Source organism: Micropepsis pineolensis, assembly GCF_055392125.1.
Genome location: NZ_AP042408.1, coordinates 1,730,503 through 1,755,734 on the forward strand (window position 1 = coordinate 1,730,503; position 25,232 = coordinate 1,755,734).

Below are 25,232 nucleotides of genomic sequence, written 5' to 3' on the forward strand. Positions count from 1 at the left end.
GAGGTTCAGAGTTGCGTTTCGCTGACGATATGTCCGTCTAGCAGCTTGATAGTACGCTGCGCCGCTGCGGCGTGAACCAGAGAGTGGGTCACCATGACGATGGTGGTGCCAGCCTTGGCGGCATCGCTCAAGTATCCCATCACGGCATCGCCGTTAGCGGTGTCGAGGTTGCCGGTGGGTTCGTCGGCTAATATTAGCTTGGGGTTGGATACCAGCGCGCGGGCTATGGCGACACGCTGTTGTTGACCGCCGGAAAGCTGTTGCGGCCGATGCTTGGCACGATGGGCGATACCGACTCGCTCCAACGCTTCAGCGATACGCTGTTTGCGGCGGCTCTTATCCTTGCGGTAGATCAGCGCTACCTCGACGTTCTCGGCAACCGTCAAATCGTCGATCAGATTGAAACTTTGGAAGACGAAACCGATCAATGCACGACGTAGCGACGTCAGATTCTTCTCGCTCGCTCGGGCTACTTCTTGATCGGCCAAGCGGTAAGAACCTGCCGAAGGCTGATCGAGCAGACCAAGGATGTTGAGCAGGGTGGATTTGCCGCAACCCGAAGGGCCCATGATGGCGACGAATTCGCCCGCCGATATTTCGAACGATATATCAGCGAGCGCGCGAGTTTCCACCTCTGAAGTGCGGTAATCTTTGCAGACCTTATTCAGTACGAGCATGGCATTTACCTTTCGATATTGATGCGATCGATTTTGTCGTATGTACTGTAATCGGAGGTGATGACTTTATCGCCCGGTTCCAGGCCGGACAAAACCTCCACCTGTTCGATGTTGCGGCGGCCGATCTTTATGCGACGTTTGTGGGCGCTTCTGCCGTTTCTATCGAGAACAAAAACATAATCGCCACCGGAGCCTTCAAGAAACGGTCCGGCCGGGAGAATTAATGCAGGCTGGTCGTTTCCGAGCGATAGCTTGCCTTGAAGCGCTGCGCCGGGCGTCAAAGCCGTCGGCGCCTTGCCGACGAAATCCATGTCTACGGTGAATGTGCCGTTCTTGACCTGAGGATAGGCGCGGGCAACGCGCAAGCGGTAGTTTCGACCGTCAAGATCGACATCGGCATATTGGTTCTGGCGTACTCTACTCAAGTAATATTCGTCGATGTCGGCGGAAATCTTGTAGCCGGTGTCGAGACGGATTTCCGCCAGCCGTTCGCCGCGATTGCGGTTCTCACCAATTTTTAGGTTCAATACCGTGATTTGACCGGTTACCGGTGCGGTGACGATCAGGTCTTTGAGCTTATTTTGTGTGACGACCAAGCTTTTCTGCAGGCTTGTCAGTTCTTTTTCGAGCTCCGGCAATTGACGTTTACGCGATTGGTCCTGCAGGCGGTTGGTTCTAATCTGCAGCGGCTTGAGCGTTAGGTAGTAATCCAATTCGTCGTGAAGCTGCTGGTTTGACTGTTTGGTGACCGCGTCGAGTTTCAGCAAGGCGTCGGATCGTGTCGCGTCATGTCCTAACTTGTCGATGTAGTATTGAATTTCCGCAAGTGTTTTGGCGTTATCGGCGCGGTTGATTTCCAATTGCGTTTGATAGGTTTGGATCTGAGTGATGGATTCAGCGAGACGGCCTTCTTCGGATAGCACTTGCAATTCCAACGCGGTATTGCGAAAGACGATCAACTCTTGACCGGCGGTTACTTTATCTCCCGCTTGCATCAATAGTTTCGCTACTTGGCCGCCCTCAAGGGCGTCGAGATATACAACGTCCTTTGGCACGACGCTGCCGTGCAGCGGTACAAAATCGTGAAATGAATCCTTGGCGACTGTCGAAATCGTTATCGCATTTGCCTGAACGCGAAGGCTGCGCTCGCGGGTACCCCATAGCAGCAGTGCTACAACAACGAGCATAACGGCAGTGCCAGCAATGATGGCCGGAAGGATATAGCGTTTGCGGTGCCACCATGGCGGTTCAATTGATCGATCCATTCCGTCAGACATTGCAGTTCCTTTGAGCTGCGGATATTATAAGACGATAGCTTAATTACTGGAAGTTTATATAAATCAGATACTTGCTTTGGAATGTGTCGACGCAGTGCATATCACTTGTCCGGAAGCGGACAGATCGGATGCGCTGGTTCGGGGCGTCATGGATTGTGAAAAGCCCGGTTGATCTTCGGGCTTTTCGTCACATTAATTGTGTGCGGCTTGCAATGCGCGTGTGACTTCCGGAGCATCCAACGCTGTCACTGCTTCAGCAACAGCCGTGCTGCGGCATTTCTCAACCTTTTTAGCGCGCGTTCGTGGCAACTCTATATCATGCTTCACTGTGCAGATACGAATGGCCACATTGTTGATGCGGTCCAACAAGGTGGTCGCATCTTTAGGATTGTCAACATCTAAGTCGTCGAAATGGACGATGGAACTTATAAGATTATATGTATTGGGAGCTATGCCAGCGACCGCAATGCTCTTGTCTGTGCGCGGATCTGCGTTAGCCGATGATCCAAGTAGCCCTATTGTCAAAACTGCACCAAGAAAAAATCTTGTACTACGCATGATACTTATCCTCATTCTTTTCCGCGTTACGATATTCTAGTATAATACAACAGATATCCTGCAAGAAGCTGCGCAATGTCAGTGGTTTACGGATGATCGGCGAACTGCAGGATATCGGTGACGTCCGGAAACGGACACCGGTAGGCGTTGTCTAAAAAATCTTGGCAGGGTAAACTGAGACATGGAAAAAGTTCGCCGAGTTTTGATTGTCGAAGACGATGTCGATGTGCAACGAGCGGCGCGTTTTGCGTTGGCCGCACATGTGGAGGATGTAGATTTTGCAACGTCGCCGGATGCTCTTGCGCATGAAATATCCGAGCATCGTTTTGATGTCGTATTACTGGACATGAATTTTGTGCTCGGCGACCATTCTGGGCGCGACGGGCTGAACGGTTTACAGTATATCCGCAACGCCGATCCGGCTTTATCGGTCATATTGATGACCGCCTATGGTGCCGTGTCGCTGGCGGTGGAAGCTCTCAAACAAGGCGCTTTTGATTTCATTCTAAAGCCATGGAAGAACGAAAAATTGATTGCTTCCGTTCATGCAGCCGCCGAGCGGACATGTAGCACGCGAGAGGGAAACGATCTCGGTCTGGACAAAATTGAGCGTGCCACCATTGTGCGCGCACTCGAACGTCACGCTGGTAATATCGCTCAGGCCGCCGCTGCCCTTGGCTTAAGCCGTCCCGCACTTTACCGTCGCATGGAAAAATATGATCTTTAGGCTTCCCGCTCCTCTCAACCTTTCGCTCGGCATTGCCCTGCATGCCGTCGTCATTGCCATGCTGGCAGTTGCGGTCGTTCACCTCTTGGCGACGACGCATTACTACGCAACGTCGCTGGTGCTTGTCGGGTTCGCGGCGATGACCATCGCCAGCCTTTGCATGTCGATCGCACGGCTGGAAGCGCCTATTGTACAGTTTATGAACAACGCGCTGGCGGGCGCACCGGATATTCCCGCGTGGGGTGGTCGGGGTATTGAGACAGCCGTTATTTCTCTCCAAGAGGAGCGCCGCCACCAAGCGAGACAAATTGAATATCTACAAGCGCTAACGGATAGCATAACGGCGGCACTAATCGTCGTATCTCCGGATGGAGAAATGACGCTTGCCAATCGAGCGGCGCGGGCATTGGCAGGCGAAGAAGCAGGCGATCTGTCCGCCATTGCTTCCATAGGCTCTGCGGCGGCGCAAGAGCTCCTCGCCTTGAACCCAGGTATGCATAAAATTGTCAAACTGGTGAATGGAAAACAAATATTGGCCTCGGCAGCTCACTTCGCGCTGCCTAGTTCTATGCCCTACCGCATGATCGCGCTGCAAAGCGTCGTCGGCGAACTTGATGCGGTGGAACTGAAAGCCTGGCAGGATATGGCCCGGGTCCTTGCCCATGAGATGATGAATTCGCTGACGCCAATAGCATCGCTTTCTGAAAGCTTGATCGCCCATCTTAAAAATCCACCCGGTACGGATGGTGTTTCCGGTCCTGACGTTGCGGATGCCATTGAAACCATAGGTCGGCGCAGCCAAGGATTGATGAATTTTGTCGAACGCTATCGACAATTCTCCGAACTGCCGCCGCCAAGGCTTCAACCGATCCTTATGACGGATTTCGTGGCGAGTATCGATGGGTTGATGCGTGCCGTTATGACAGAGAGAAATGTCACCTATAGTAGCAAGGTCGAACCTCCGGACATGATTGTACATGCAGATATCGATCTCTTGTCTCAGGCGGCGATCAACCTGATTAAAAATGCGCTTGATGCGGTGGCGGCGTGGGTTAATCCAGAGATCTTTATTTCTTGTACGGTTAAAAATCATCAGGTCGTTATTGCGATTGCAGATAACGGTTGCGGATTATCACCGGCACAGATCGACAACGTTTTTGTTCCTTTCTTTACCACTAAGTCGAACGGCGCCGGCATTGGCCTCAGCCTTGCCCGTCAGATTGCAATGGCGCATGGCGGACAAATCGAGGTCAGCACAAACACCCCACGCGGTACAGTTTTCCGGATTGTGTTACCTTTGGCGCTTGGTTGCATGGAGGATACGGAAAAGTGAATTCTACGCGTATGATCTTTCTTGTGTTGATAACCGATGCCCTACTGCTTTCCGGCTGCGGTGGAGAAAATGTCATGACGTCGGAGCGGAACGCCCAGGAACCCGCGCACCGTGATGGCTATCTGAAATTTGACGCCGATTTGCCCGGCCTGAAGCCAAAAGTTTTTGCCGCCAATCTTCTTTATGGGGACAATGCCTATCCAGGCTATCAAAGCTTCAACGAGGCGGGAGACGAATTCATCTATGCCGTCACGGACAGGGAATGGCAAAGCAGTGGGATGCGCATGGTTTCCGCGCGGAATCCTTCGCAAGTCCGCATACTAAAGCTCGTCAACGAGAAGTGGGAAGGCGAGCCGTTCGTCACCGATGACGGCCGCAGAATTTTTTTTACGGCGATTATGCCGCCAAAAGATATTCCCTGGCATTCGGATATTTATTATGCGGATAAGATAGCTGACGGATGGGGGCGGCCGCACTTGCTGCCGTCTCCCATTAATACGCTGGCGAGCGAATGGCACGTCTCGCTCACCCGCAAAGGGGTTATGTATTTCTGTTCGGAGCGCGATGGCGGCAGGTTGCGTGCCGATCTTTTCCGCGCCGTACCTGAAAACGGAGAGTACAAAACAGTCAAAAAATTACCGGACACCATCAATACGGCATACAACGACTGCGATCCGCTTATTGCGCCCGACGAGAGTTATCTGATCTTCCATTCCAACCGCCCGGGTGGTTATGGCGAGCACGATCTTTACATCAGCTTCCGCAACCCGCACGGCGAGTGGTCGGTAGCGCGCAACATGGGGCCGGACATCAATACCTCGGGATGGGAAATGGCACCCTCACTGACGCCAGACGGCAAATATCTGCTCTTCACGCGCAGAAAAGCGTTCAAGACAGACGAACCGTCACAAATTTTCTGGGTCTCCGCCCGCATCGTGGATACGCTGCGATAAGCACCATTTAGCGAACCGGCAGACGCACGACGGTCAGTGAATTCGGCTTGACGGTGTAATTAAGCATCATATCTGCGGCGGAAATTTTCTCCGATGTGGGGAAGACTTTCTTGGGTGCTGCGAATGAGTTTTCGTCGGCCGGATTGGCGCTGGTTAATACAGTCACGCGCCCAGGCGCAACTATTCGCGCACCTGCCAAGGCGATCCGCACGATACCCTTTTCGGGCGACGGGTTGACGATTTTTACGATGATTTCACTGCGTTTTGTGTCGCGTATGGCGCTGGTATAAAGTTTGTGCAAACCGCTTGTCGATTGGATCGGCAACACTACGTCGCCCCGGTTCTGCCCGAACAGCATCTGCGCGTAATAGCTCGGCGTGCCAAAGACACGTAAACTATCGAACCAGATCAGCGATGGCTTCCACTGCCAGGCATCGGCATTGGCGAGCAGCGGTGCATAACAAGACATTACCACCAGATTGGCATTGCGCTCCAATCCGGTCATAAACGCAGCTTCTGCTAGGGCCATCGCCAGATTGTTATGGTTGTTCGCATTTATCAGGCCGGGTTCACTGTGCGCTGCCCATTCGCCCATCATGATTTTCGGTCCGTCCCGGTCTACGGCGTCGAAGCGCGTGGCAGCGGTGTAGAACCAGTCCGGTTGATTGTGACTGTGGATATCGACAATGGCCGTTTTCATGCCGCGCAAAGCCTGCATGGTGGAATCGAAATCCGCGCCTTTCGGCGTGGGCCCGGCGCCGCCAATCAGTATAATTTCCGAATGCGCTGCCAGCGCCGCGGCAAATTTCCGATAGCGCTCGATGTAACCTGAACCGCTCTGTTCGTTGCCAATACGCAGCATTTTGAGGCCGAACGACTTCAAATGTCCCATCGCGGTGCGTTTGGCACCCCATTCGCTGTCTGGAGAACCATTGGCGAATTCAATCAGGTCGCGCGCCTCTTGAATGTAGAGGCCGAGCTGGTCGAGCGGCACAGTTTGACCGGTGAAGTTAGCCGCCATGCCTGGGTTCAGCACCGGCAGCGGTGCTGCGCCTAAATCCTCGCTGAGTTGAAAATACTCGTAGAAACCCAATCCAAAGGATTGATGGTAATCGGGTAGGGGGCGGGGTGAGAATTTACTCCAGGGATTGCTCGCGGGCTTACGTTCAGCGATATCGCCTATCGTTTGTTTCCACGGGTATCGACTATCGAGCCCGCGTCCTTCGGTGGCGAAGCCGCCAGGGAACTTGACAAAGCCGGGCTTGAGATCAGCGATCATCTGCATCAAGTCTGCGCGCAATCCATTCGGCCGGTTGCGCCACGTTCTCCGGGGAAACAGCGACACTTGGTCGAGATCGGCGGCTCCGGTTCCTTCGACGATAAGGTTTAGCCTGGCTTTGGCATCGGTTGCGCTCGGTTGCAGCACGGCGGTATATTTATCCCATCCGGGGAAAATTCTTTTTACTTTTGCTGCCGCCAACTGATGACCGTCGCTGCCCACTAATTCCAACCGGAGTATTGGATGCCCGGAAGCGGCGCGTATCCTAGCTGTGAAGACATAGCCCTCATGCGCGCGCGCACCAATGCCGCGAAACCCTTCATTCGATACGCTCGCACCGGCCGTCATTCGCAGATAATGCGGTTGTGCCGCGCCGAACGGATTGGAGGTCAGAATTTCGATATCGCCGGGCGCGGTTTGTCGCCAGCCCGTCATCGGGTCGGGAAATTCGAACGAGCGGTTTTTCACCAGTTCGGCATAAAGTCCGCCATCCACAGAGAAGTTCAAATCCTCGATCATCACTCCCCACATCGTCGGAGCGATCGATGCGCCGGGTTTGTCGGCCCGCACCGTCAGGTCGATAGTGGTGTTTTGCTGGGCGGGACTTGCCGCTGACATAATAATTAGCATCATAATGTACGTCGCAAAACGCCGCATTTTTCCTCTCAGCAAAACGGACGGTGCAGCATGATCTGCGCACGGGATGGTAGCGCGTCAAGGCCAATGCGGCATTGATCGGTATCGATGACGTTTTCCAGGATCAGCATAGTGACGCCGTGAAGCGCGGCCCAGACTGTGAACCCGGCGGAGCCATCGTTCAGCACGATACCGATTTCCGTACCGATAGCTTCCGCCGCCTTGCTTAATTGCGGATACGCCTCGCGATTGGCTATCTGGGAGCCGAACATCAACCGTGTCAGGGCTGGTTGGCGAACGACAAATTGCGTATATGCTTCTCCAATACCGCTAATCCTGTCCATCGTATTTTCTGGAAGTGTGGCGACAGCGGATATTTCGGCGCGAAGCTCAATAAATCCCTCTTCGGCAAGCGCAACCAGCAATGATGTGAAACTGGGAAAATGCCGGTAGGGCGCGGCATGACTGACCCCGGCACGACGTGCCATCTCACGCAAGCTGAGTTCGGATGGCGGACCTTGTTTCAGAATATCGCTGCCCGCAGACAGCAATGCGTTTCTGAGATCGCCATGATGATACCGAGGTTTAAGCATTTTTTATCTATAATTTTGTGCCAGACTATTCATGTTACATCACAACGGCTTGGCCATATGATCATTTTGTTGATGACGCCGCGTAACGGGCGATTTTCCACTCGCCATTCCGCTTTTCAAGCAGGAACAATTCCTGACCGGACGATGGGACTACGTTATTATTCGCAAGGATATTCACCTTTCCTTGTGATGATGTGCGGACGAATATCCATTCTGGCGCGACCTGCACAATCTCGGCGATGGAAAAAACGAGATCAAAATGCAACGTCCTGAACAGTTCATCGTAGTTTTTATGCAGTGACACGCCCCCAATATGGGGCGGTGTCCCCTGCAGCATGGCAACTCCGTCCTCTGCGAACAACTGTGTAAGGCTAGTGACTTTCCCGTCATTCAAAGCTGCTTGGTAGGATGCGATAACTCTGCGGATGTCGGAATTGGTTCTGCCTGGGGTTTGCGCCGCACTCGGAACTATCAGTATAACTATAATAATACCGAGAAATGTATATTTCACGATTATTACTCCCTTTCGATTATCTCGATGAGTAACCAAGGTGCAGGCGTAATTATCTTATGAGGCAATACCAATCGATTTATGATGCCGCGTGAGGCGTCGGAACTTACTTTTGCCTGAGTTTTTCCAGCAGTGTGTCGAAGCGGACCCAGTAGAGTGCGCAATCCTTCTCGCTTGTGCCATGGGTATAGAAAAGATATTTTTGGTCCGGTGTCACATATTGTCCCCAGCGGTGGGCGACGCCGTTGTTGATCGACGATCCGAGGCTTACGGGTGCCGTCCATGTTAGATCGGGCTTTCGAAAGGAGATATATAGTTCACTTTCGTAATCCTTGGTCTCGTTGGCGCTGACAATCATATAGGATTCATCCGGCGCTATAAAAAGGTCGCCATTGAAGCCTGGTCCATTGAGCGGGCGACCGAGGCTTTTGACGCGGGCGTCTCCGTTGGAAAACGTCAGCAGGCTGTAAACATAAGTGCTGCCGTTTCTAACGTCCTCCGGGCTGGGGTCGCTGCCGACATAAAAATTCCCGCTAGCCGTTGGCATGAAATCGTAGACCCCGTAAGTTTTCTCAAGGAATGGTGCGGGTGCGCTCCAACCATCGCTTGTTCTGTGCGATTGCCAAACGTTGTTCATGTTGTTTCCTGCCACGTCGGCTTTCCTGAAATACAATACGCTGTCATCCATCGACAAAGTCGGTTGGAGGAATTTCTCATTGATAATGACCGGCTTGCTCCAGTGATGGTCCGTATATTTCAACATTTTTAATGGTCTGAAGTGCTGTGCGCCCTCCCACGAGTCGCTTTGGACGTAATAGATTTCCTTGCCATCATGGGAAAATGCGATCCTCCCCATGACAAAAGTGCCGCTATCCGTCATGAGGTTCGGTGCGAATATCTTCGGCGTATCGGTCGGACGGGGTTGGCCCAGGTACGCATCTGGACTGTTCCAAAAACTTTCTTGAGCATAGAGCGGAGGGGCTAAAAAAGCCGCCATGGTGAGGAAGTATGCAAAGTGTTTCTTATTCACGGCCGAGGTATCCTTCCTTACGATTGTGGCGGCTCCGATTACGTCGTCGTGTCCGATGCCGGTAACCACCGCGGCGTACCGATAACGCTTATGGGGGAGGGATGCGCTTGCGATACCTCCGCGATGGTTCGATTTTGCCGGCCAGACCGTCGGGGCATGAGACTGCCTGGACGCAATCAGTATAACGGTGGTCGCGGCATAATAAAAACTTGCTGTATCAAAGAGTTACAGCATTCCCCAACGATGTGCCCGGCAGAGGCGTCCGGATTCGGACACATTATTCGCGCCGTTTCCACATAATCGAGGACATAAATTGGGCAAGGGCTATCTCTGTAATCTCTCCATCCTGAAATGTTACGAGGCCTGCTTGACCGCAACTTCAACGTACATAACTGAGCTGTCGGACGTCGGTTTTCGGGGAGGCTTTTACAGTTGTGTCAGGAATGGCAGACACGTATATAAGTGATGGCGTTCGACGATATCTACCGCTGCACGCCTAATGGAGATTGGATGTTAGGGCTTGTGTGACAAGGCTCTCTAAACGTCAGAGAGCCACGTGATTTTGAAATCGCTGGGTGGCTATGCCTCCCGGTAGTCTTTTCACGTCTGTCATACGAGACACTCATGAATATCTCACGTAACGAACAACGTGCGTTGCACGTTCTTGCCCTTGGCGGCTGCATCCTGCACGAGCGCGGCGAAGGCAACAAAATCACTGCCATCATCTGCGTCACTCGAGAAGGGATGATACTCGCGGACTGCGATCTGGCTGTATTCAACCGATTGCGGCGCAAGCGGTTGATCGAATCCCGCTCGGGCAGCCCGTATCGCATATCCGCACTTGGCCGCGCGACGGTTCGCCCGCAATTGGACAACCAAGGGTACGCGACATGCTGATACGCGATGCCCCCCCCAGGCGACATCCCGACAATCGGCAAATCCCTTACCGAAACCCTTCCCACTGCGCCCCATTCTAGCGGAACCGAGGCGCAATCCCATGCCTACAAAGGAGTACCTGCAGTGGACATTCCACGGATTTTCACCATTACCGAAAGTGCGCATCGCATCCATGATCCCTTCACGCCGGAAAAGCTCGCCACTCTAGGCGCGGCGTTGCGTTTGAAACCGGGGACCCGTGTGCTCGACCTCGGTAGCGGTTCGGGCGAGATGCTGTGTACCTGGGCCCGCGATTACGCAATTCGCGGCACTGGTATCGACATGAGCCCGTTGTTCACCGAACAAGCGAAACGCCGCGCGGACGAACTCGGCGTTGCCGATCAGGTCGTGTTCATCCACGCCGACGCTGCCGGTTTTGTCGCCGACGAAAAGGCCGATGTGGCAGCCTGTGTCGGTGCCACGTGGATCGGTGGGGGTGTCGGTGGTATCATCGAGCTTCTGGCCAGGAGCCTCCGTCCGGGAGGGATCATCCTCATCGGCGAACCATATTGGCTGCGTTTGCCGCCGACGGAGGAGGTCGCCAAGGGATGCCGCGCCGGTGCCATCTCGGACTTTCTCTTGCTTCCGGAACTTCTCGCCTCTTTCGGCAACTTCGACTACGACGTCGTGGAAATGGTTCTGGCAGACCAAGACAGCTGGGATCGGTACGAAGCCGCTAAGTGGCTCACGATGCGCCGATGGCTCGAAACAAATCCCGGCGATGACTTCGCGAAAGAGGTTCGGGCCGAACTGACTTCGGCGGCCGAGCGCTATGCCAGGTACAGCCGTGAATACCTGGGCTGGGGTGTGTTCGCGCTCATGTCGCGGTGATGTGTGACGAACGTGCATAGGTCATGACCTATGCACGTTCGTATTAGCGCAATTCACGAAAGCAGGTTTTCACATTTAACCGTGGCGCTATACTGCCAACCCTATGTCGATCGAAGTGCATTGCCACACACGGCGATTGCAAGCCCATAAGTTTTATTTTCGCCAAGGGTTTGAGGAGCCTCCGAAGTACCTGATGAAAATGCTATGTTCTACTCCTGAGATAGGGGGGGGGCTTTCAGCCATTCCGCGAAAAGGCGAAGAGAGGTTTTATACTGTTTCTGGAGGTTGTCATGAAACGTTGTTTTGCCAGCTTCGCGATGGCGGCCATATTACTGGCGCCCGCATTTTCTGTAACCGCGCCAGTTCTTAAATTCACGCCGCTCAAGGGCGGTGTGTATCTCGTCGAGGACGATACCTACCTTCACGAAAACTCAGTCGTCTATATTGGCAAAGGTTATGTCACTGTCGTTGGCGCGACCATGACCCCGCAAACCGCCGAAGCGCTCGTCCGGGAAATCCAGAAAGTAACGCCGCTGCCAATCACCGAAGTCGTCGACACCAATCACGATCCCGACCGCTTCGGTGGCAACGCGTACTTCAAGAAAATCGGGGCGAAGATCATCTCTACCGTCCTGACACGCGATCTTCTGGAAAAGGAAGGCGCGGCCCAGATCAAGAAAACCCAAGTGTTTGTACGTGACTATCCGAATGTTCCGATTATTCTGCCCGACACGACCTATCCCGGCAATTTCGAACTGCAAGGTGGTGCGATCCAGGCGTTATATCTTGGCCCTTCGCACAAGCCTGATGACATTTTCGTCTGGTTCCCCAAGGAGGGAATACTCTACGGCGGCTGTGCCCTGAAACCCCATCTTGGCAACATGGACGGCGCCGATCTCGTTGAATACCCTAGGACGTTGCAGAATCTGAAAGAGTTACATCTGCCCATCGATATCATCATTGCCGGGCATTACGACGCCATACAGAAGGCCGATCTGATTGATAGCTTTTTGGATATGCTGACGTGGTACAAAAAGTGAAAAGCGGTTTTGGTTCAAACGGTCATGGAGATACCCCGTATGACATTTTCCCGGCGCGACCTGCTTGTTGGCGTAACCCTTTTTCCATTTGCGAGTGCCTTGGCGGCGGACGATCTCTTTAGCGATGTTGAACGACGCAGTGATGGTCGGCTTGGCATCGCGGCGCTGGACACACAGACCGGGCGGCGGCTGAGCCACCGTGCCAAGGAGCGGTTTGCGTTATGCAGCACGTTAAAATTCCTGCTGTCGGCAGCCGTATTCGCCCGCATTGATGCCGAATTGGAGAATCCGAACCGCATCATCCCTTTTGGTCAGCGCGATATCGTTATAACCTCTCCCATCACTTCGCAGCATATTGGCGGCATGAGCGTTCTCGCGTTATTGCAAGCGGCACTGCAAGCCAGCGACAATACCGCCGCCAATCTGCTGCTGGCGTCTTTGGGCGGGCCCGAGGCGTGGACGGCCTTTGCGCGGACGATCGGTGACCGCATGAGCCGGTTGGATCGCTATGAGCCGGACCTCAACTTCGTAGGCTCTGGCGATCTTCGCGACACCACCACGCCAGCCGCAATGCTAAACGACCTGCAGTCCATTCTGTTGGGGCATGTGCTAACGGACGCTTCGCGCCAAAAGCTCGAGGACTGGATGGTATCGGAGACAACGGGCCTGAAGCGTTTGCGGGCCGGTATTCCCAAGGATTGGAGGGTCGCGGACAGGACCGGCACGAGTTATACGGTGCGCAATGACATCGCCCTGCTGCGTCCGCCGGGGCAGGGTCCGATACTCGTGTCGGTCTACACCGACGGCGTGACCCTGCCGGACGAGAAGTCAGACGCGCTGATCGCGCAAGTGGGGCAGATTATCGTTCAGGCATTCCTGTAGCTCAGGCGTGCGAATGCCTGAACGAGCACCTGTTCGCCGCCGTCCCATCGCCAGGTTTGTTACCTGATCCAAGCTGCATGGAATAAACCAGTGCAGCTTTAAACTCCTGATGAGCAGTTTGCGTGTGTGGCAATAGATAACCCTTTGATGGGTTGGTTTGCGTGGAAAACGAACCGTTCGGCCTGTTGTTTGCCGATAGCTGATTGAGTAACGCATTTCGTTGCATGGCAAACAGAGGTGCGGGGTTGTACGATTGATTTGCAAACGGCTCATTTGCTGGTTTGATGCTACTTTGCCTTTTACAGTACGCTTGGCGATAGATGGCGATATGTGAGCCGTCGGGCGAAGTCAGAAAAGTACAATGATTTCAAAATAGGATTATTTCCTCGGTAGGTGTGACGGTATTCTGTTGCTTGAAAATATTTATTTTGTTTTAATATCATATAGTTAGTTGTGCTGTTAATTATCGAGTGGGAGTGAGTAACGACGCAAAGCGGACATAAGTCCTCTTTGCGGAAAATTGGTCCGGCGGACCAATTTTAGTTGCGAACGCGCTTAAGCCCGCGAGGTGCAATGGGGCCAATATCGAGATATTTTAAAGGTGCTTAATCCCTGCTTCCGCGCCATAATTTTGATGGGATGGTATTGCTTTTACCGGCTTTCCCGGTAGTAAAGCGCCATGATCAGTCTTGATAACATCTGTAAGCAGAACGGCCATCAAATCCTGTTCATCGATGCGTCGATGGGTATTCAGAAGGGGGAGAAGGTTGGGCTTGTCGGGCCGAATGGCGCGGGCAAGACGACACTTTTTCGCATGATCGCCGGGGAAAGCCCGCCCGACGATGGGCAGGTGTCGGTCGATCCCGACAAGACGATCGGCTATTTCAGCCAGGATGTCGGCGAAATGTCGGGCCAGAGTGCGGTTGCGGCGGTGATGGATGGCGTCGGCCCCGTGAGTGCACTGGCTGCCGAGATGGCCAGCCTTGAGGCCGCGATGGTCGATCCCGATCAGGCCGACAATATGGATAGTATTGTTGAGCGCTATGGCGAGGTGCAGGGCCGTTTCGAGGAACTGGATGGTTATGCGCTGGAGGCGCGGGCGCGTGAGGTTCTCGCCGGTCTCAGCTTCAGCCAGGAGCGCATGGATGGCGATGTCGGCGCGCTCTCCGGCGGCTGGAAAATGCGTGTGGCATTGGCGCGAATTTTGTTGCTGCGCCCCGATGCCATGCTGCTGGACGAGCCGAGTAACCATCTTGATCTGGAAAGTCTGATCTGGCTGGAAGCGTTCCTCAAAGACTATGACGGCGCGCTGCTGATGACATCGCATGACCGCGCGTTCATGAACCGCATTGTGGGCAAAATTGTCGAGATCGATGGCGGTTCGCTCACGACCTATTCCGGCAATTATGATTTCTACGAGCAACAGCGGCTTTTAAGCGAAGGTCAGCGTCAGGCGCAATTTGAACGCCAGCAAGCAATGCTCGCCAAGGAAATCAAATTTATCGAGCGCTTCAAGGCGCGGGCCTCGCATGCGGCGCAGGTTCAGAGCCGGGTGAAGAAGCTGGATAAGATCGAACGGGTTGATCCGCCCCGGCGTCGTCAGTCGGTTCAGTTCGACTTGCGCAGTCCGCCACGGTCGGGCGATGACGTGGCGAACTTCAAAGGGGTACACAAGGCCTATGGCAGCCAGCCGATCTATACCGGGCTGGATTTTATGGTGCGCCGTAAAGAACGCTGGTGCATTCTGGGGGCCAATGGTGCGGGAAAATCCACGCTGCTGAAGCTGGCCGCTGGTGCGACCACCCCCGATCAGGGCACCGTGACCATCGGCAGCAATGTCCGGATGGGCTATTTCGCCCAGCACGCCATGGATTTGTTAGACGGCGACGATACGGTTTTCGAGTCCTTAAGCGAATCCTTTCCGCAGGCCGGGCAGGGCACGCTGCGCACGCTGGCTGGTTGCTTCGGCTTCTCCGGTGACGATATCGAGAAGCCTTGTCGCGTGCTGTCCGGCGGTGAAAAGGCGCGGCTTGTCATGGCTAAAATGCTGTTTGATCCGCCAAACCTTCTGGTGCTGGACGAACCAACCAACCATCTCGACATGGCAACCAAAGAAATGCTGGTCGCCGCGCTGGCGGAATTCGAAGGCACCATGCTGTTCGTTTCGCATGACCGCCACTTCCTCGCCGCGCTGTCCAACCGGGTGCTGGAACTGACGCCGGATGGTATTCACCAGTATGGCGGCGGTTACACCGAATATGTTGCCCAGACCGGTCAGGAAGCTCCGGGCCTGCACCCCAACGGTTAGCGGATTGGTGGCGGCAAAATACCGTCGCGTGGAACTGACATACTGCGGCGCGTAAGCCTTGCTTGCGCGCCGTCGTCTTGTCCGCTACGCCCCTTCCATCTTCGCATCATATCGCGCTTTGGCTTCTTCGGTCTGGGCATAGTGATCCAGCGCCCATTCGGCGAGGGCTTTGGCAGGCACCAGCAGTGTGCGGCCTTGTTCGGTCAGCGCGTAATAGACGCTGGGTGGCACGGTTGGTTCGACCGTGCGGGTGACCAGCCCATAGCGTTCCAGCTCCCGCAGTGTTCGGCTCAGCATGCGTTGCGAAATGCCTTCGACGGCATTTTGCAATTCGCTGAAGCGTTTGGTGCCATCCTCCAGCATGGCGATGATCAGAATGCTCCACTTGTCGCCGACAAGGCTGAGCATGTCCCGGATGGCATGGCACCGTGCCGAATTATGCTGCGGGGCCGGTTTGCTGCTAACACGCATGTAACTACCTGATATTGTTGTGCCTTCTTGCACATGGTCCGTGGGTTACTAATATATACCACATAACCTTTGGTAACTCAAAAACTGGCGTACCGGCATCTTCCTGCCTACGCGCCCCCAATGTCAGGAAATTCAACGTGACTACACTTCTTCACATATCTTCCAGCAGCAACCTGCAAGGCTCGGTAACCCGTCAGATCGGGGCAGACACCCTTGCGCGTCTGTTGGCGAAACATCCCGATGCCAAGGTCATTGAACGCGATCTGGTTAAGGAACCGCTGCCGCATATCAGCCCTGATTTCGTCGGGGCGATGTTTGCCGGAAATCCTGATGCGCCGGAACTGGCACTGTCCAACCGTCTGATCGACGAGCTGTTCGCCAGCGATATCTTTGTCATCGAGGTGCCGATGTACAATCTTGGTATCCCGTCGGTCCTGAAGGCGTGGATCGATCATGTTTCCCGCGCGCATAAGACGTTTCGCTATACGCCGAGCGGCCCTGAAGGCTTGCTTAAGGGTAAGAAGGTTATCCTCGTTGCTGGCAGTGGCGGCATTTACAGCGATGGCCCGATGAAGGCGATGGATCACGCCGTTAGCTATATGCACGCCATTCTGGGCCTGTTTGGCATTTCCGACATCGAAACCATCCGGATTGAAGGCGGTGCGTTTGGTAAGGATGAAATGGCGGCAGCCCTGTCGCGCGCCAGCGCAAAGGTGAGGGCGTTATGAAAATCAACCCTGACATCATCTGGAACCGTGTCGGCACAGATGCAATCAATCTGGCAGGTGTGAAGGCTGCGGTTATCGGTGGCACCGGCGGTCTTGGTCGTGCGATCTCCCGTCAACTGACGGCGCGCGGGGCTTCGGTTACCGTCGTCGGGCAGACTTTTCGTGATGCAAATGTTTCCGGTCTGACATTCGTGCCGGCAGATCTCAGCCTGATGCAGGAAGCAAGGCGCGTTGCCGCGGCATTACCAGCAGAAGATCTTGATCTGGTGGTGTTTACGACCGGTATTTTCGCGGCGCCCCAGCGGCAGGAAACCCGCGAAGGGATCGAGCGCGATCTGGCAGTGAGTTATCTCAGCCGTCTGGTCATTCTGCGAGAAATCGCCCCGCGCCTGAAACCGCGTAAAAACAGTTCCCTGCGTCCGCGTGTCTTTATCATGGGCTATCCCGGTACTGGTCAGATCGGGGCTTATGATGATCTGAATGCGGAAAAATCCTACAGCGCCATGGCTGCGCATATGAATACGGTCGCCGGGAACGAAATGCTGGTGCTGGATGCGGCTGGTCGCTACCCGCAAATCCGAATCTTTGGTCTCAATCCCGGCTTGATTAAGACGAACATCCGCAGCAATTTTATGGGGCATCGGAAGCTGTTTTCCGGTCTGCTGGAATCTATCATCGGGCTACTCAGTCCCAGCCCGGAACGCTTTGCGGACAATATCGTGCCGCTGCTGGTCTCGCCGGATCTGGAAAAATACAATGGTGTTTCCTTTAACCGCAAAGGGCAGGGGATTTTTCCGTCGTCAGGTATGACAGAAGACCATATCCGTGCCTTTCTGGCGGCCTCGAATGGGATTGTCGCTGCGGCGGGCGTTGCTTGCACAGATTGAAGGGAGCTTGGGGAATTTTATGCGTTGTCCTCGCTCGCGCCATACTCCAGCAGGATACCGCCACCCGACATGGCTTGGGCAAACTGTGCAATCGCTGGGCCGCCGATCGGAGCGGTGGGGCCAATATGGCACAGTTTCCCTTTCCTCTCCACTACACGTTGTGCCGCTATGGTCCGCCACAGCGGGGTTTTGTCCCGCCTCCAGCCGTTTACAAAGCAGATGATCTCTGTAAATTGCGGGGGCGAAATTAGTTCGAACAAATGGGACAAACGCGTATGTCGAAGATTGAGTATTGTCTGGTTGGGGATATCGGCGGCACCAATGCCCGTCTGGCTGTAGCCGATTTGACGGGAAAACGCCCGGAGTTACAGGCGCCGCTTAGTATTCCGCGTGCAGGTCATGACTCCTTCGAAAGCGTGGTTCAGTTCTATATGGACCAGTATGTGGGCCCGAAGCCCGAAGGCATTGTCATCGCGATTGCCGGTCCGATCCGCGATGGTCAGGTCAAGCTGACCAACGGCCAGTGGGTGGTTTCGGAATCCGGGCTGATTGGTATCGGTTTTGCCCATGCCCGCCTGATTAACGATTTCGCGGCACTGGGCTATGCGGTGGATTATCTGACGGATGATGATCTGCAGACCATTGGCGAAAATGTGGATGGCGTGCCGAATTCGACCATCGGTATCGTTGGTGCCGGCACCGGGCTTGGTGTTGCGGCGCTGGTGCGCGATGTGCATTCCTCGGCGGTTCTGGTGGCCGAAGGTGGTCACAGCACCTTTGCCCCGGTCGACGACGAAGAGATCGAGATGCTCAAGGTCATCCGCAAGACCTATGCCCGCGTCTCGACCGAGCGCGTGCTCTCCGGCCCCGGCCTTGCCCGCATCTATAAGGCTTTGGCCGAGATCGCCGGTCAGGTTCCGGAAGATCTGTTGCAGGAAGAAATTTCGCAGCGCGCGATGGATGGCACTGACCCCTTGTGCGTGGCCGCACTGGATCGCTTCTGCGCCATCTATGGCCGCTTTGCGGGTGACATGGCGCTGACCTTCGGGGCGCTGGGTGGCATCTATCTCGGCGGCGGTCTGGCACCGCGCTTCAGCAAGCAGCTGCAGTCGGGTTCGTTCCGCCGCGCGTTCGAGGATGCTGGCCGTTTCAAAGCCTACACCAGCCGGATTCCGACCAAGATCATCGTCAATCCGTATACCGCGCTGATCGGCTCTGCCGCTGCGGCTATCCAGTCGTTTAACTGGAAGTAACCGATCCCTTATCGGGTCGCTATAAACGCGAAATATTATGCAAGCCTGCGATCCATATGGATCGCAGGCTTTATGTTATGCCGTGGTGATGTACTGTATGGGTGCGTCAAACCTTTGGGGGATCTATGTCCAGCATTCTCATTGCCGGTGCTACGGGGTTGGTTGGTTCGCAGGTTCTGGCGCAGGCGCTGGATGATGCGCGGGTGACGAAGATTGTGGCGCCAACGCGCCGTCCGCTGCCCGCGCACGCAAAGTTGCTCAATCCGATCTTTGATCCCGCTCATCTGCCGACCGATGTGGACTGGTGGGCGGTGGATGGCGTGATCTGTGCGCTGGGCACCACCCATGCCAAAGCGGGCTCAGAGGAAGCGTTCCGCGCCGTTGATTTTGACTTGCCGCAGGCCATTGCAAAGCTGACACGGGCGCATGGGGCTGGGCGCTTTGCTCTCACGTCTTCGATGGGGGCTAATGCGCGTTCGTCGATCAGCTATACCCGCACCAAAGGCGAGCTGGAGGAGGCAATTGCCCGGATGGCCTTCCCATCCTTCACCATTGTCCGTCCCGGCCTGCTGGGCGGCAAACGGGCCGAGTTCCGGCTGGCCGAACATGTGGGGCAGATCGTTCTGGGTGCGGTTGGTTTTCTGCTGCCGCCTGCTTTGCGCATTAGCCCGGCGGGCACGGTGGCAAAGCTGCTGCTGGAGGCGGCGCTGAACGGTGAAAATGGCCGCCACATGCGTGATGCCGCCGATATTGCCGCGGCCGCCCACGCCTGAAATCTGCCCGTGTCCTGGCGTATGGCGGGGCCGTCAGATTTGCAGATCGTCTTCCCGGAAGGTTTGGGTAAACTCGGCCACAATGGCCTTGACCAGCCGCCCGGTGATCCGGTTCTTCTGCCACAGTGCTGTCATCTCGATCGGCGATGGCATCCAGTCTGGCAGAATGCGCACCAGTGTGCCTGCCGCCAGTGCATCCCTGACCATGAACAGGGGCAGATTGGCGATGCCGATATCCGCAATAGCCGCATTGACCAGAATGGTCTGGCGATTGGCGACAAACTCGATCCTGGGAATTGCGATCACCTTGACGCCTTCACGGTTGCATAACTCCCATTCCGTCAGATCCGGGCGGATGGCTAGCGCGGACAGGTTCTTGAGATCCTGCGGTGCATCGAGTGCTGGGTGCGCGGCGATAAAGCCCGGGCTGGCGACCAGCGCTCGCTGCAATGTCGCGATTTTACGGGACATCAGGCCCGTATCCATCAGCGATCCCATCCGTACCACCAGATCGAAGCCTTCTTCGACAAGCGATACCCGGCGATCCGCCAGTGTCATTTCGATGATGACTTTCGGGTATCTCTTTTTGATACGTATCAGGGCGGGAGCCAGTGCCGTATTGGCCATGTCGGGGGGCAGGGACAAACGAACCCGGCCTGACAGCGCTACATTCTCGTCCTGAACCTCGGCGACGGCTTCCTCGGCCAGCGCAAAGGCGGTCCGGCTGCGGTCGAAGAGTTGCTGCCCCTGTTCGGTAAGGATGACCCCCTTCTTGGTACGGTGGGCCAGTCGGACGTTAAGGGCTTGCTCCAGCGCCGAAAGCCGCCGCGACAGCGTTGCCTTGGCAATGCCCGTCGCGCGCTCGGCGGATGCAAAGCCGCCCGCCTGAACGATCCGGACAAAAAGCGAGAGGCCGTCATAGTCGTCGAATGTTTTCATGTTCCAATTATGGAACGATACATTGCGAATTTCAACTCTGGCGAACATTTTGTTCCATACGTAAATATGATGGCGAGCAATGAGGCTCAGCCCCCGTTTAAGGAAACCTCCCATGTCTACGTATTTTACCCCTGAAAATTCTGCGCTTCTGCTGATCGATCATCAGGTCGGTACGATGCAGCTGATCAAGAATATCGATGTCAACCAGGCCAAGCGTATGTCGCTGGCATTGGCCAAAATGGCCAAAATTCTTGGCATCCCGACCGTGCTGACCTCCAGTCAGGAAGATCGGCTGCAGGGGCCGTTGCTGCCGGAACTGAAGGATATTCAGCCAGAGGCTTTTAAAAATCGCGTCAAGCGCGAAGGTGTGGTCAACGCCTGGACCGATGCCAACTTCAAGGCCGCCGTCGAGGCGACGGGCCGTAAGAACCTGATCATGGCTGGCGTGACGACGGATGTCTGTCTGGTCTTTCCGGCCATTGATGCCGTGACGGACGGCTACAATGTACAGGCTGTCATGGATGCTTCGGGATCACCTTATGAGCTTTCCGAAGATATGTCGCGCCGCCGCATGCAGGATGCGGGCGTCGTTCTGACCGCCACCAATACCATCATTGCGGAACTCGCCCAGAATTGGGCTACGCCGGAAGGTCAGCAACTCATTCAGTTGCTCTTCACCGAAGTGTTGCCGCCGATTCAGTCGTAATGGGTGGGGCCCGCGTCACATCAAGGTACAATGCATATGACTACGGATGTAAACACCAATCCGGCGCTTGGGATCATCGCGCCGGAGACCCATCTGGTACGGACGCACGGTCCGTTCCAGATCCGGCGTATTCGGCCAGGTCTTAACCAAGGCAGCAGGGATGATGTGGGCTTTGGCGGGCTCGGCCTCATCGATCATGCCCAGCTGCACCCCGGTCTTGTGGTGGAGATGCACGAGCATCGTAACGACGAGATTATCAGCTATTTGCGATCGGGCCACATGCAGCACACCGATACGGCTGGCACGCGCGAGGTTGTCGACCGTAACCGGTTGATGGTGATGCACGCCGGTAGTGGTTTCTCTCACGAGGAGGCCGTTGTCGGAAATGATCCGATCGAAATGCTGCAAATCTTCATGCGTCCGGATGCGGCAGATCTCAAACCGGACATCCAGTTTGTCCGTCTGGACGAAGCGGCGAGGGCCGATCAATGGCGGCTTCTGGCCGGGCCGGCTGGGGCTGCAGCACCGAGTTACATCCGGCAGGCGATCTATCTCTATGATGCCGGATTGTCCGCGGGAAAGAGCCTCGATCTGCCATCGGTTCCCGGATTTGATCGCTGGTTGTATGTCTTCCACGGCAGTGTGCGGGTGGGGGAGATGCAGGCCGACACCCATACCGCGCTGACCATTGATGCCGATGAAACCGCGCTTAGGGTGCAGTCGGTCGTCGACAGTGATCTTGTATTGTTCCTGATTGACCGGCGTGCCCCGGTTACGCGCACCGGCACCTTGAGCCGGTGAATTCTTCAGGCAAACAAACCCCACCCGGTTGATACCGGGTGGGGTTTTTATGTGGTGGACTGCTGCCGCCCTATTTTTTCAGTTTGGCGCTGCCATCGGTGATCAGGCGCGAGCCACGCTGATCGCGGAAGTGAATCCACAGCCAGCTTAGCGCCACCGCCAGACGATTGCGCACCCCGATCAGGAAGTAGATATGCGCCAGCCCCCACATCCACCAGGCAATCGCGCCGGTTAATTTTAGCCAGCCGAAATCGATCACCGCCAGGCTTTTGCCGATGGTCGCCAGATTGCCCAGGTGTTGATAGTGGAAGGGCTTATTTGCCGACGTGCCATGCGCCAGCCGCTTGTTGATCAGTTTGGCAATATATACGCCCTGCTGCTTGGCGGCGGGGGCAATGCCGGGCACCGGCTTGCCACGGGCATCGTTGATGGCGGCGGTATCGCCAATGGCGAAGATTTCGGGATGGCCGGGAATAGTAAGATCCGGGTTGGTTTTGATACGCCCGGCCCGGTCGGCTTCGACATCCAGCCACTGTGCGGCGGGCGAGGCCTGAACCCCGGCCGCCCAGACAATGGTTTTGGCGGTCAGCTGTTGCCCGCCAAAGACCACGCCGGTCGGCGAACATTCGGTAACCGGTTTGCCCAGATAGACCTCGATCCCGAGTTTTTCCAGACTGCGTTTGGCATAGTCGGCCAGCTTTTCCTCAAAGGCGGGCAGAATACGCGGGCCAGCCTCGATCAGGATCACGCGGGTTTTGTGGCTATTGATATTGCGGAACTCCCGCACCGACGAGCGGGCCAGTTCAGCAATCGCCCCGGCCAGCTCCACCCCGGTGGGGCCGCCACCGATGATGACAAAGGTCAGCCGGGCTGCCAGCCGGACCGGATCGGTTTCACGTTCGGCCTTCTCAAACGCCATCAGAATGTGGCGGCGCAGGGTGGTGGCGTCCTCCAGCGTTTTAAGGCCGGGGGCATAGGCTTCCCAGTCGTCATGGCCGAAATAGGCATGGCGCGCGCCGGTGGCCAGCACCAGCGTGTCATAGGACAGCGTGGTGCCATCATCGAGGGTGACGGTGCGCGCGTTCTTGTCAACGCCGGTGACCGCCGCCATCAGCGTGGTCACCTCGGGCCGCTTGCGGAAATGGTGGCGGATGGGCCAGGCAATTTCCGATGTCGACAGTGAACTGGTCGCGACCTGATAGAGCAGCGGCTGGAAAAGATGATGGTTGCGCCGGTCAATCAGCGTGATGCGGACATTTTTTTGCGTCAGCCCACACACCGTTTCGAGCCCCCCGAAGCCCGCGCCAACGACGACGATGTGATGTTTTGCCTGTGAAACGGTCATGTCTGCATCCCCTGTGAAATCTGGTGTGTAGGCTGGCTGGCCGAAAAGTCTGTTGCCGTTATGGCAGCTTCGTCTCTGTGAAAAAATAGCTGAAATCAACGGCAAAAAAAGTGGGTGTATTAGGCGCAGGGCAGCTTGCGCGATTTGCTGCCACAAGACCCGGGGACTTTTCGTTTGTGGCCCCAAGTCATGTTTTGCCAGCAGGCCTTAGAAACGGTGGAATAAGACAAACTGTGACAACTTAAGGTGCAGAACCGGCTTGCGCAGGATGTTCCGGCGTACAGAATGTGCGTCAAATATAGTATTGGCTGATGTTTCTGTTTTTCTCCGGGGTGTCCAATATGAAGAGTTCCCGCCTTTTCCTTCACACCGCGATTTTGTGTTTTGCCCTTGGCGGCATGTCTTCTTCCGCCCTGGCGGAGGAGCAGGAACCACCCATGGGCCCGCCGCCCGCAGATGATGGTAACGCTATGCCACCGCCGCCGCCAGATGGTGGGCCGGGGCCGGGCGGAATGCCGCCCCCCGGTGCCAGGCCCCCGCCCGGTGGGATGCACAAACCGGTTGTGCTGAAAGGCAGCTATGTTGTGGCAGGCGGCAAGGTCAGCCTGTCGGGGAAAAGTTTTACGTCCAGCGAGACCGACACCTCGGCCATCTGGGTCAAAGACAAGGGGGATCTGTCGCTTGCTGGTGTACAGGTCTCGACCACAGGCAACACATCTTCTAACGAGGGGAGCAGCTTTCAGGGCCTGAATGCCGCTGTGCTGGCCAGTAACGGCGGGAAAGTCCTGGTTCAGAAGGGGCAGGTTGTTTCCAGCGGCAGCGGGGCCAATGGCCTTTTCGCGACCGGCAAAGATTCTGTGGTGCAGGCCGCTGATGTCACCATTCGTGCCACGGGCGATGGCGGTCATGGCATCATGACCAGCTTTGGCGGCACCATCAGCTTCAGCCGTGGTGATATTTATACGACGAACATCCACGGTGCGGCCATTGCCACCGATCGTGGCGGCGGCACCATCACCGCGGATAACAGCAAGCTGGTGACGACCGGGCGGGATTCTCCGATGCTCTATTCGACCGGCAAGCTGATCGGTCGCCACCTCACCGGGGAAGCGCTGGTTTCTGAAGCTATCGTGATCGAGGGGCAGAATTCCGTCGCACTTGAAGACAGTGTTGTGGCCGGTTCCAAGAACGGGGCTATGCTCTATCAAAGCTTCTCGGGCGATGCCCACGGTTTTGGTGCGGACCTGAAGATGAAGGGGGGCAGCTTTGTCGCCAAAAAAGGCGCACTGATTTTTGTGACCAATAATCAGGCTTCCGTTACGCTTTCCGGCGTGCGTGTGGAGGCTGCATCGGGGATCATCGCCAAAGCGTCGGCTGACCGCTGGGGCCGCACGGGCTCCAATGGTGGCCATCTGACCCTGATGGCAACCGGTGAAACGCTGAACGGCAATCTGGTTGCCGATGCGATCAGCAGTATTGACGCCACCCTGACCGGTGGCACGGTTCTGAGCGGTGCAGTCGAAAACGCCAGCCTGACCATCGATGGGCCGAGCAAATGGGTCGTCAAAGCGAATTCGTCGTTGAAAAGTCTGTCATTGCCGAATGTCGCTGCTATCGGCACCATTGTCGGAAACGGCTTTACTGTGACCTATGACGCGACCAATGCCAAAAATGCCTGGCTGGGCGGGAAAACATACCCCTTACAATGCGGCGGTACGTTGCAGCCGAAATAGGGCCTTTCTTGCTGGCATGTGTAGC

25 protein-coding genes and 1 pseudogene are annotated in these 25,232 nt (G+C 55.7%); 16 read left to right on the forward strand and 10 right to left on the reverse strand.

The features are described 5' to 3' along the window. Positions 1-5 precede the first annotated feature (5 nt). The 3 genes from ACZ5RI_RS07710 to ACZ5RI_RS07720 all read right to left on the reverse strand — a co-directional run bounded on the left by ACZ5RI_RS07710 (position 6) and on the right by ACZ5RI_RS07720 (position 2,512). Positions 6-677, reverse strand: a complete 672-nt coding sequence (locus ACZ5RI_RS07710) for an ABC transporter ATP-binding protein (protein WP_464510520.1) — start codon at positions 675-677, stop codon at positions 6-8. A 5-nt stretch (positions 678-682) separates the two neighbouring features. Then, a complete protein-coding gene (locus tag ACZ5RI_RS07715; RefSeq protein ID WP_464510524.1) occupies positions 683-1,954 on the reverse strand; it encodes an efflux RND transporter periplasmic adaptor subunit in 1,272 nt (423 codons plus the stop codon). Positions 1,955-2,146: 192 nt separating this feature from the next. Further along, a complete protein-coding gene (locus ACZ5RI_RS07720; RefSeq protein WP_464510528.1) occupies positions 2,147-2,512 on the reverse strand; it encodes a UrcA family protein in 366 nt (121 codons plus the stop codon). A gap of 181 nt (positions 2,513-2,693) precedes the next feature. On the opposite strand from ACZ5RI_RS07720, the gene ACZ5RI_RS07725 reads away from it, so the two are divergent. Genes ACZ5RI_RS07725 through ACZ5RI_RS07735 form a run of 3 tightly spaced genes read left to right on the forward strand, consistent with a single transcriptional unit; the run spans position 2,694 to position 5,525 of the window. Further along, positions 2,694-3,239, forward strand: a complete 546-nt coding sequence (locus ACZ5RI_RS07725) for a response regulator (protein WP_464510532.1) — start codon at positions 2,694-2,696, stop codon at positions 3,237-3,239. After that, a complete protein-coding gene (locus ACZ5RI_RS07730; protein ID WP_464510536.1) occupies positions 3,229-4,572 on the forward strand; it encodes a sensor histidine kinase in 1,344 nt (447 codons plus the stop codon). The genes ACZ5RI_RS07725 and ACZ5RI_RS07730 overlap by 11 nt, the downstream gene beginning before the upstream one ends. An 11-nt stretch (positions 4,573-4,583) precedes the next feature. After that, the gene (locus tag ACZ5RI_RS07735; RefSeq protein WP_464510541.1) at positions 4,584-5,525 is read left to right on the forward strand and encodes a TolB family protein; all 942 of its coding nucleotides are present in this window, start codon (positions 4,584-4,586) and stop codon (positions 5,523-5,525) included. 7 nt (positions 5,526-5,532) lie between these two features. On the opposite strand, the gene ACZ5RI_RS07740 is transcribed toward ACZ5RI_RS07735, so the two are convergent. From ACZ5RI_RS07740 to ACZ5RI_RS07755, 4 genes are all read right to left on the reverse strand, one after another. Beyond that, a complete protein-coding gene (locus ACZ5RI_RS07740; protein WP_464510545.1) occupies positions 5,533-7,461 on the reverse strand; it encodes an alpha-L-arabinofuranosidase C-terminal domain-containing protein in 1,929 nt (642 codons plus the stop codon). Positions 7,462-7,469: 8 nt separating this feature from the next. Continuing rightward, positions 7,470-8,033 (reverse strand): TetR/AcrR family transcriptional regulator, encoded by a 564-nt coding sequence (locus ACZ5RI_RS07745; RefSeq protein WP_464510550.1) that lies wholly within the window; start codon positions 8,031-8,033, stop codon positions 7,470-7,472. Positions 8,034-8,094: 61 nt separating this feature from the next. Next, on the reverse strand, positions 8,095-8,544 hold the full coding sequence (locus ACZ5RI_RS07750) for a YybH family protein (protein ID WP_464510555.1): 450 nt from the start codon (positions 8,542-8,544) through the stop codon (positions 8,095-8,097). Between the two features lie 106 nt (positions 8,545-8,650). Further along, entirely contained in the window at positions 8,651-9,574 is a 924-nt protein-coding gene (locus tag ACZ5RI_RS07755; RefSeq protein ID WP_464510559.1) for a hypothetical protein, read from the reverse strand. A gap of 624 nt (positions 9,575-10,198) precedes the next feature. Here ACZ5RI_RS07755 and ACZ5RI_RS07760 point away from each other — a divergent pair. The 6 genes and pseudogenes from ACZ5RI_RS07760 (at position 10,199) to ACZ5RI_RS07785 (ending at position 15,571) form a co-directional block, all read left to right on the forward strand. Beyond that, entirely contained in the window at positions 10,199-10,471 is a 273-nt protein-coding gene (locus ACZ5RI_RS07760; RefSeq protein WP_464510563.1) for a YjhX family toxin, read from the forward strand. A gap of 123 nt (positions 10,472-10,594) precedes the next feature. Then, positions 10,595-11,341, forward strand: coding sequence for an SAM-dependent methyltransferase (locus ACZ5RI_RS07765; RefSeq protein ID WP_464510566.1), 747 nt, complete (start codon positions 10,595-10,597; stop codon positions 11,339-11,341). A gap of 109 nt (positions 11,342-11,450) precedes the next feature. After that, positions 11,451-11,546: pseudogene (locus tag ACZ5RI_RS07770) on the forward strand (GNAT family N-acetyltransferase); the annotation flags it as partial. Between the two features lie 85 nt (positions 11,547-11,631). After that, entirely contained in the window at positions 11,632-12,381 is a 750-nt protein-coding gene (gene bla / locus ACZ5RI_RS07775) for a subclass B2 metallo-beta-lactamase (protein ID WP_464510570.1), read from the forward strand. Between the two features lie 39 nt (positions 12,382-12,420). Next, positions 12,421-13,263 (forward strand): class A beta-lactamase, encoded by an 843-nt coding sequence (gene bla, locus ACZ5RI_RS07780; RefSeq protein ID WP_464510574.1) that lies wholly within the window; start codon positions 12,421-12,423, stop codon positions 13,261-13,263. A 679-nt stretch (positions 13,264-13,942) separates the two neighbouring features. Next, positions 13,943-15,571 carry an ABC-F family ATP-binding cassette domain-containing protein gene (locus ACZ5RI_RS07785; protein WP_464510578.1) on the forward strand — a complete coding sequence of 543 codons (1,629 nt, stop codon included), beginning with the start codon at positions 13,943-13,945 and terminating at the stop codon, positions 15,569-15,571. Between the two features lie 84 nt (positions 15,572-15,655). Here the strand turns inward: ACZ5RI_RS07785 and ACZ5RI_RS07790 are convergent, their stop codons facing one another. After that, positions 15,656-16,042, reverse strand: coding sequence for a winged helix-turn-helix transcriptional regulator (locus ACZ5RI_RS07790; protein WP_464510582.1), 387 nt, complete (start codon positions 16,040-16,042; stop codon positions 15,656-15,658). A gap of 137 nt (positions 16,043-16,179) precedes the next feature. Here ACZ5RI_RS07790 and ACZ5RI_RS07795 point away from each other — a divergent pair, with 137 nt between their 5' ends. From ACZ5RI_RS07795 to ACZ5RI_RS07810, 4 genes are all read left to right on the forward strand, one after another. After that, positions 16,180-16,770 (forward strand): FMN-dependent NADH-azoreductase, encoded by a 591-nt coding sequence (locus ACZ5RI_RS07795; RefSeq protein WP_464510587.1) that lies wholly within the window; start codon positions 16,180-16,182, stop codon positions 16,768-16,770. Beyond that, on the forward strand, positions 16,767-17,657 hold the full coding sequence (locus tag ACZ5RI_RS07800) for an SDR family NAD(P)-dependent oxidoreductase (RefSeq protein WP_464510590.1): 891 nt from the start codon (positions 16,767-16,769) through the stop codon (positions 17,655-17,657). Before ACZ5RI_RS07795 ends, ACZ5RI_RS07800 begins: the two co-directional genes overlap by 4 nt. A 275-nt stretch (positions 17,658-17,932) precedes the next feature. Further along, entirely contained in the window at positions 17,933-18,910 is a 978-nt protein-coding gene (gene glk, locus ACZ5RI_RS07805) for a glucokinase (protein WP_464510593.1), read from the forward strand. A 125-nt stretch (positions 18,911-19,035) separates the two neighbouring features. Beyond that, entirely contained in the window at positions 19,036-19,683 is a 648-nt protein-coding gene (locus tag ACZ5RI_RS07810; protein ID WP_464510598.1) for an NAD(P)H-binding protein, read from the forward strand. 33 nt (positions 19,684-19,716) lie between these two features. Here ACZ5RI_RS07810 and ACZ5RI_RS07815 read toward each other — a convergent pair whose 3' ends face one another. Beyond that, complete coding sequence (locus ACZ5RI_RS07815; protein WP_464510601.1) at positions 19,717-20,622, reverse strand: LysR substrate-binding domain-containing protein; 906 nt, start codon at positions 20,620-20,622, stop codon at positions 19,717-19,719. Positions 20,623-20,734: 112 nt separating this feature from the next. Here ACZ5RI_RS07815 and ACZ5RI_RS07820 point away from each other — a divergent pair, with 112 nt between their 5' ends. Together ACZ5RI_RS07820 and ACZ5RI_RS07825 are read left to right on the forward strand one after the other, a co-directional pair. Further along, the gene (locus ACZ5RI_RS07820) at positions 20,735-21,328 is read left to right on the forward strand and encodes an isochorismatase family protein (protein ID WP_464510605.1); all 594 of its coding nucleotides are present in this window, start codon (positions 20,735-20,737) and stop codon (positions 21,326-21,328) included. 36 nt (positions 21,329-21,364) lie between these two features. Then, entirely contained in the window at positions 21,365-22,129 is a 765-nt protein-coding gene (locus ACZ5RI_RS07825; protein ID WP_464510610.1) for a pirin family protein, read from the forward strand. 70 nt (positions 22,130-22,199) lie between these two features. Here ACZ5RI_RS07825 and ACZ5RI_RS07830 read toward each other — a convergent pair whose 3' ends face one another. Beyond that, positions 22,200-23,474: an NAD(P)/FAD-dependent oxidoreductase gene (locus ACZ5RI_RS07830; RefSeq protein WP_464510614.1), complete on the reverse strand. Its 1,275-nt coding sequence runs from the start codon at positions 23,472-23,474 to the stop codon at positions 22,200-22,202. 341 nt (positions 23,475-23,815) lie between these two features. Here ACZ5RI_RS07830 and ACZ5RI_RS07835 point away from each other — a divergent pair, with 341 nt between their 5' ends. Then, positions 23,816-25,207 carry a hypothetical protein gene (locus ACZ5RI_RS07835; protein ID WP_464510618.1) on the forward strand — a complete coding sequence of 464 codons (1,392 nt, stop codon included), beginning with the start codon at positions 23,816-23,818 and terminating at the stop codon, positions 25,205-25,207. The last annotated feature ends 25 nt before the right edge of the window (positions 25,208-25,232 follow it).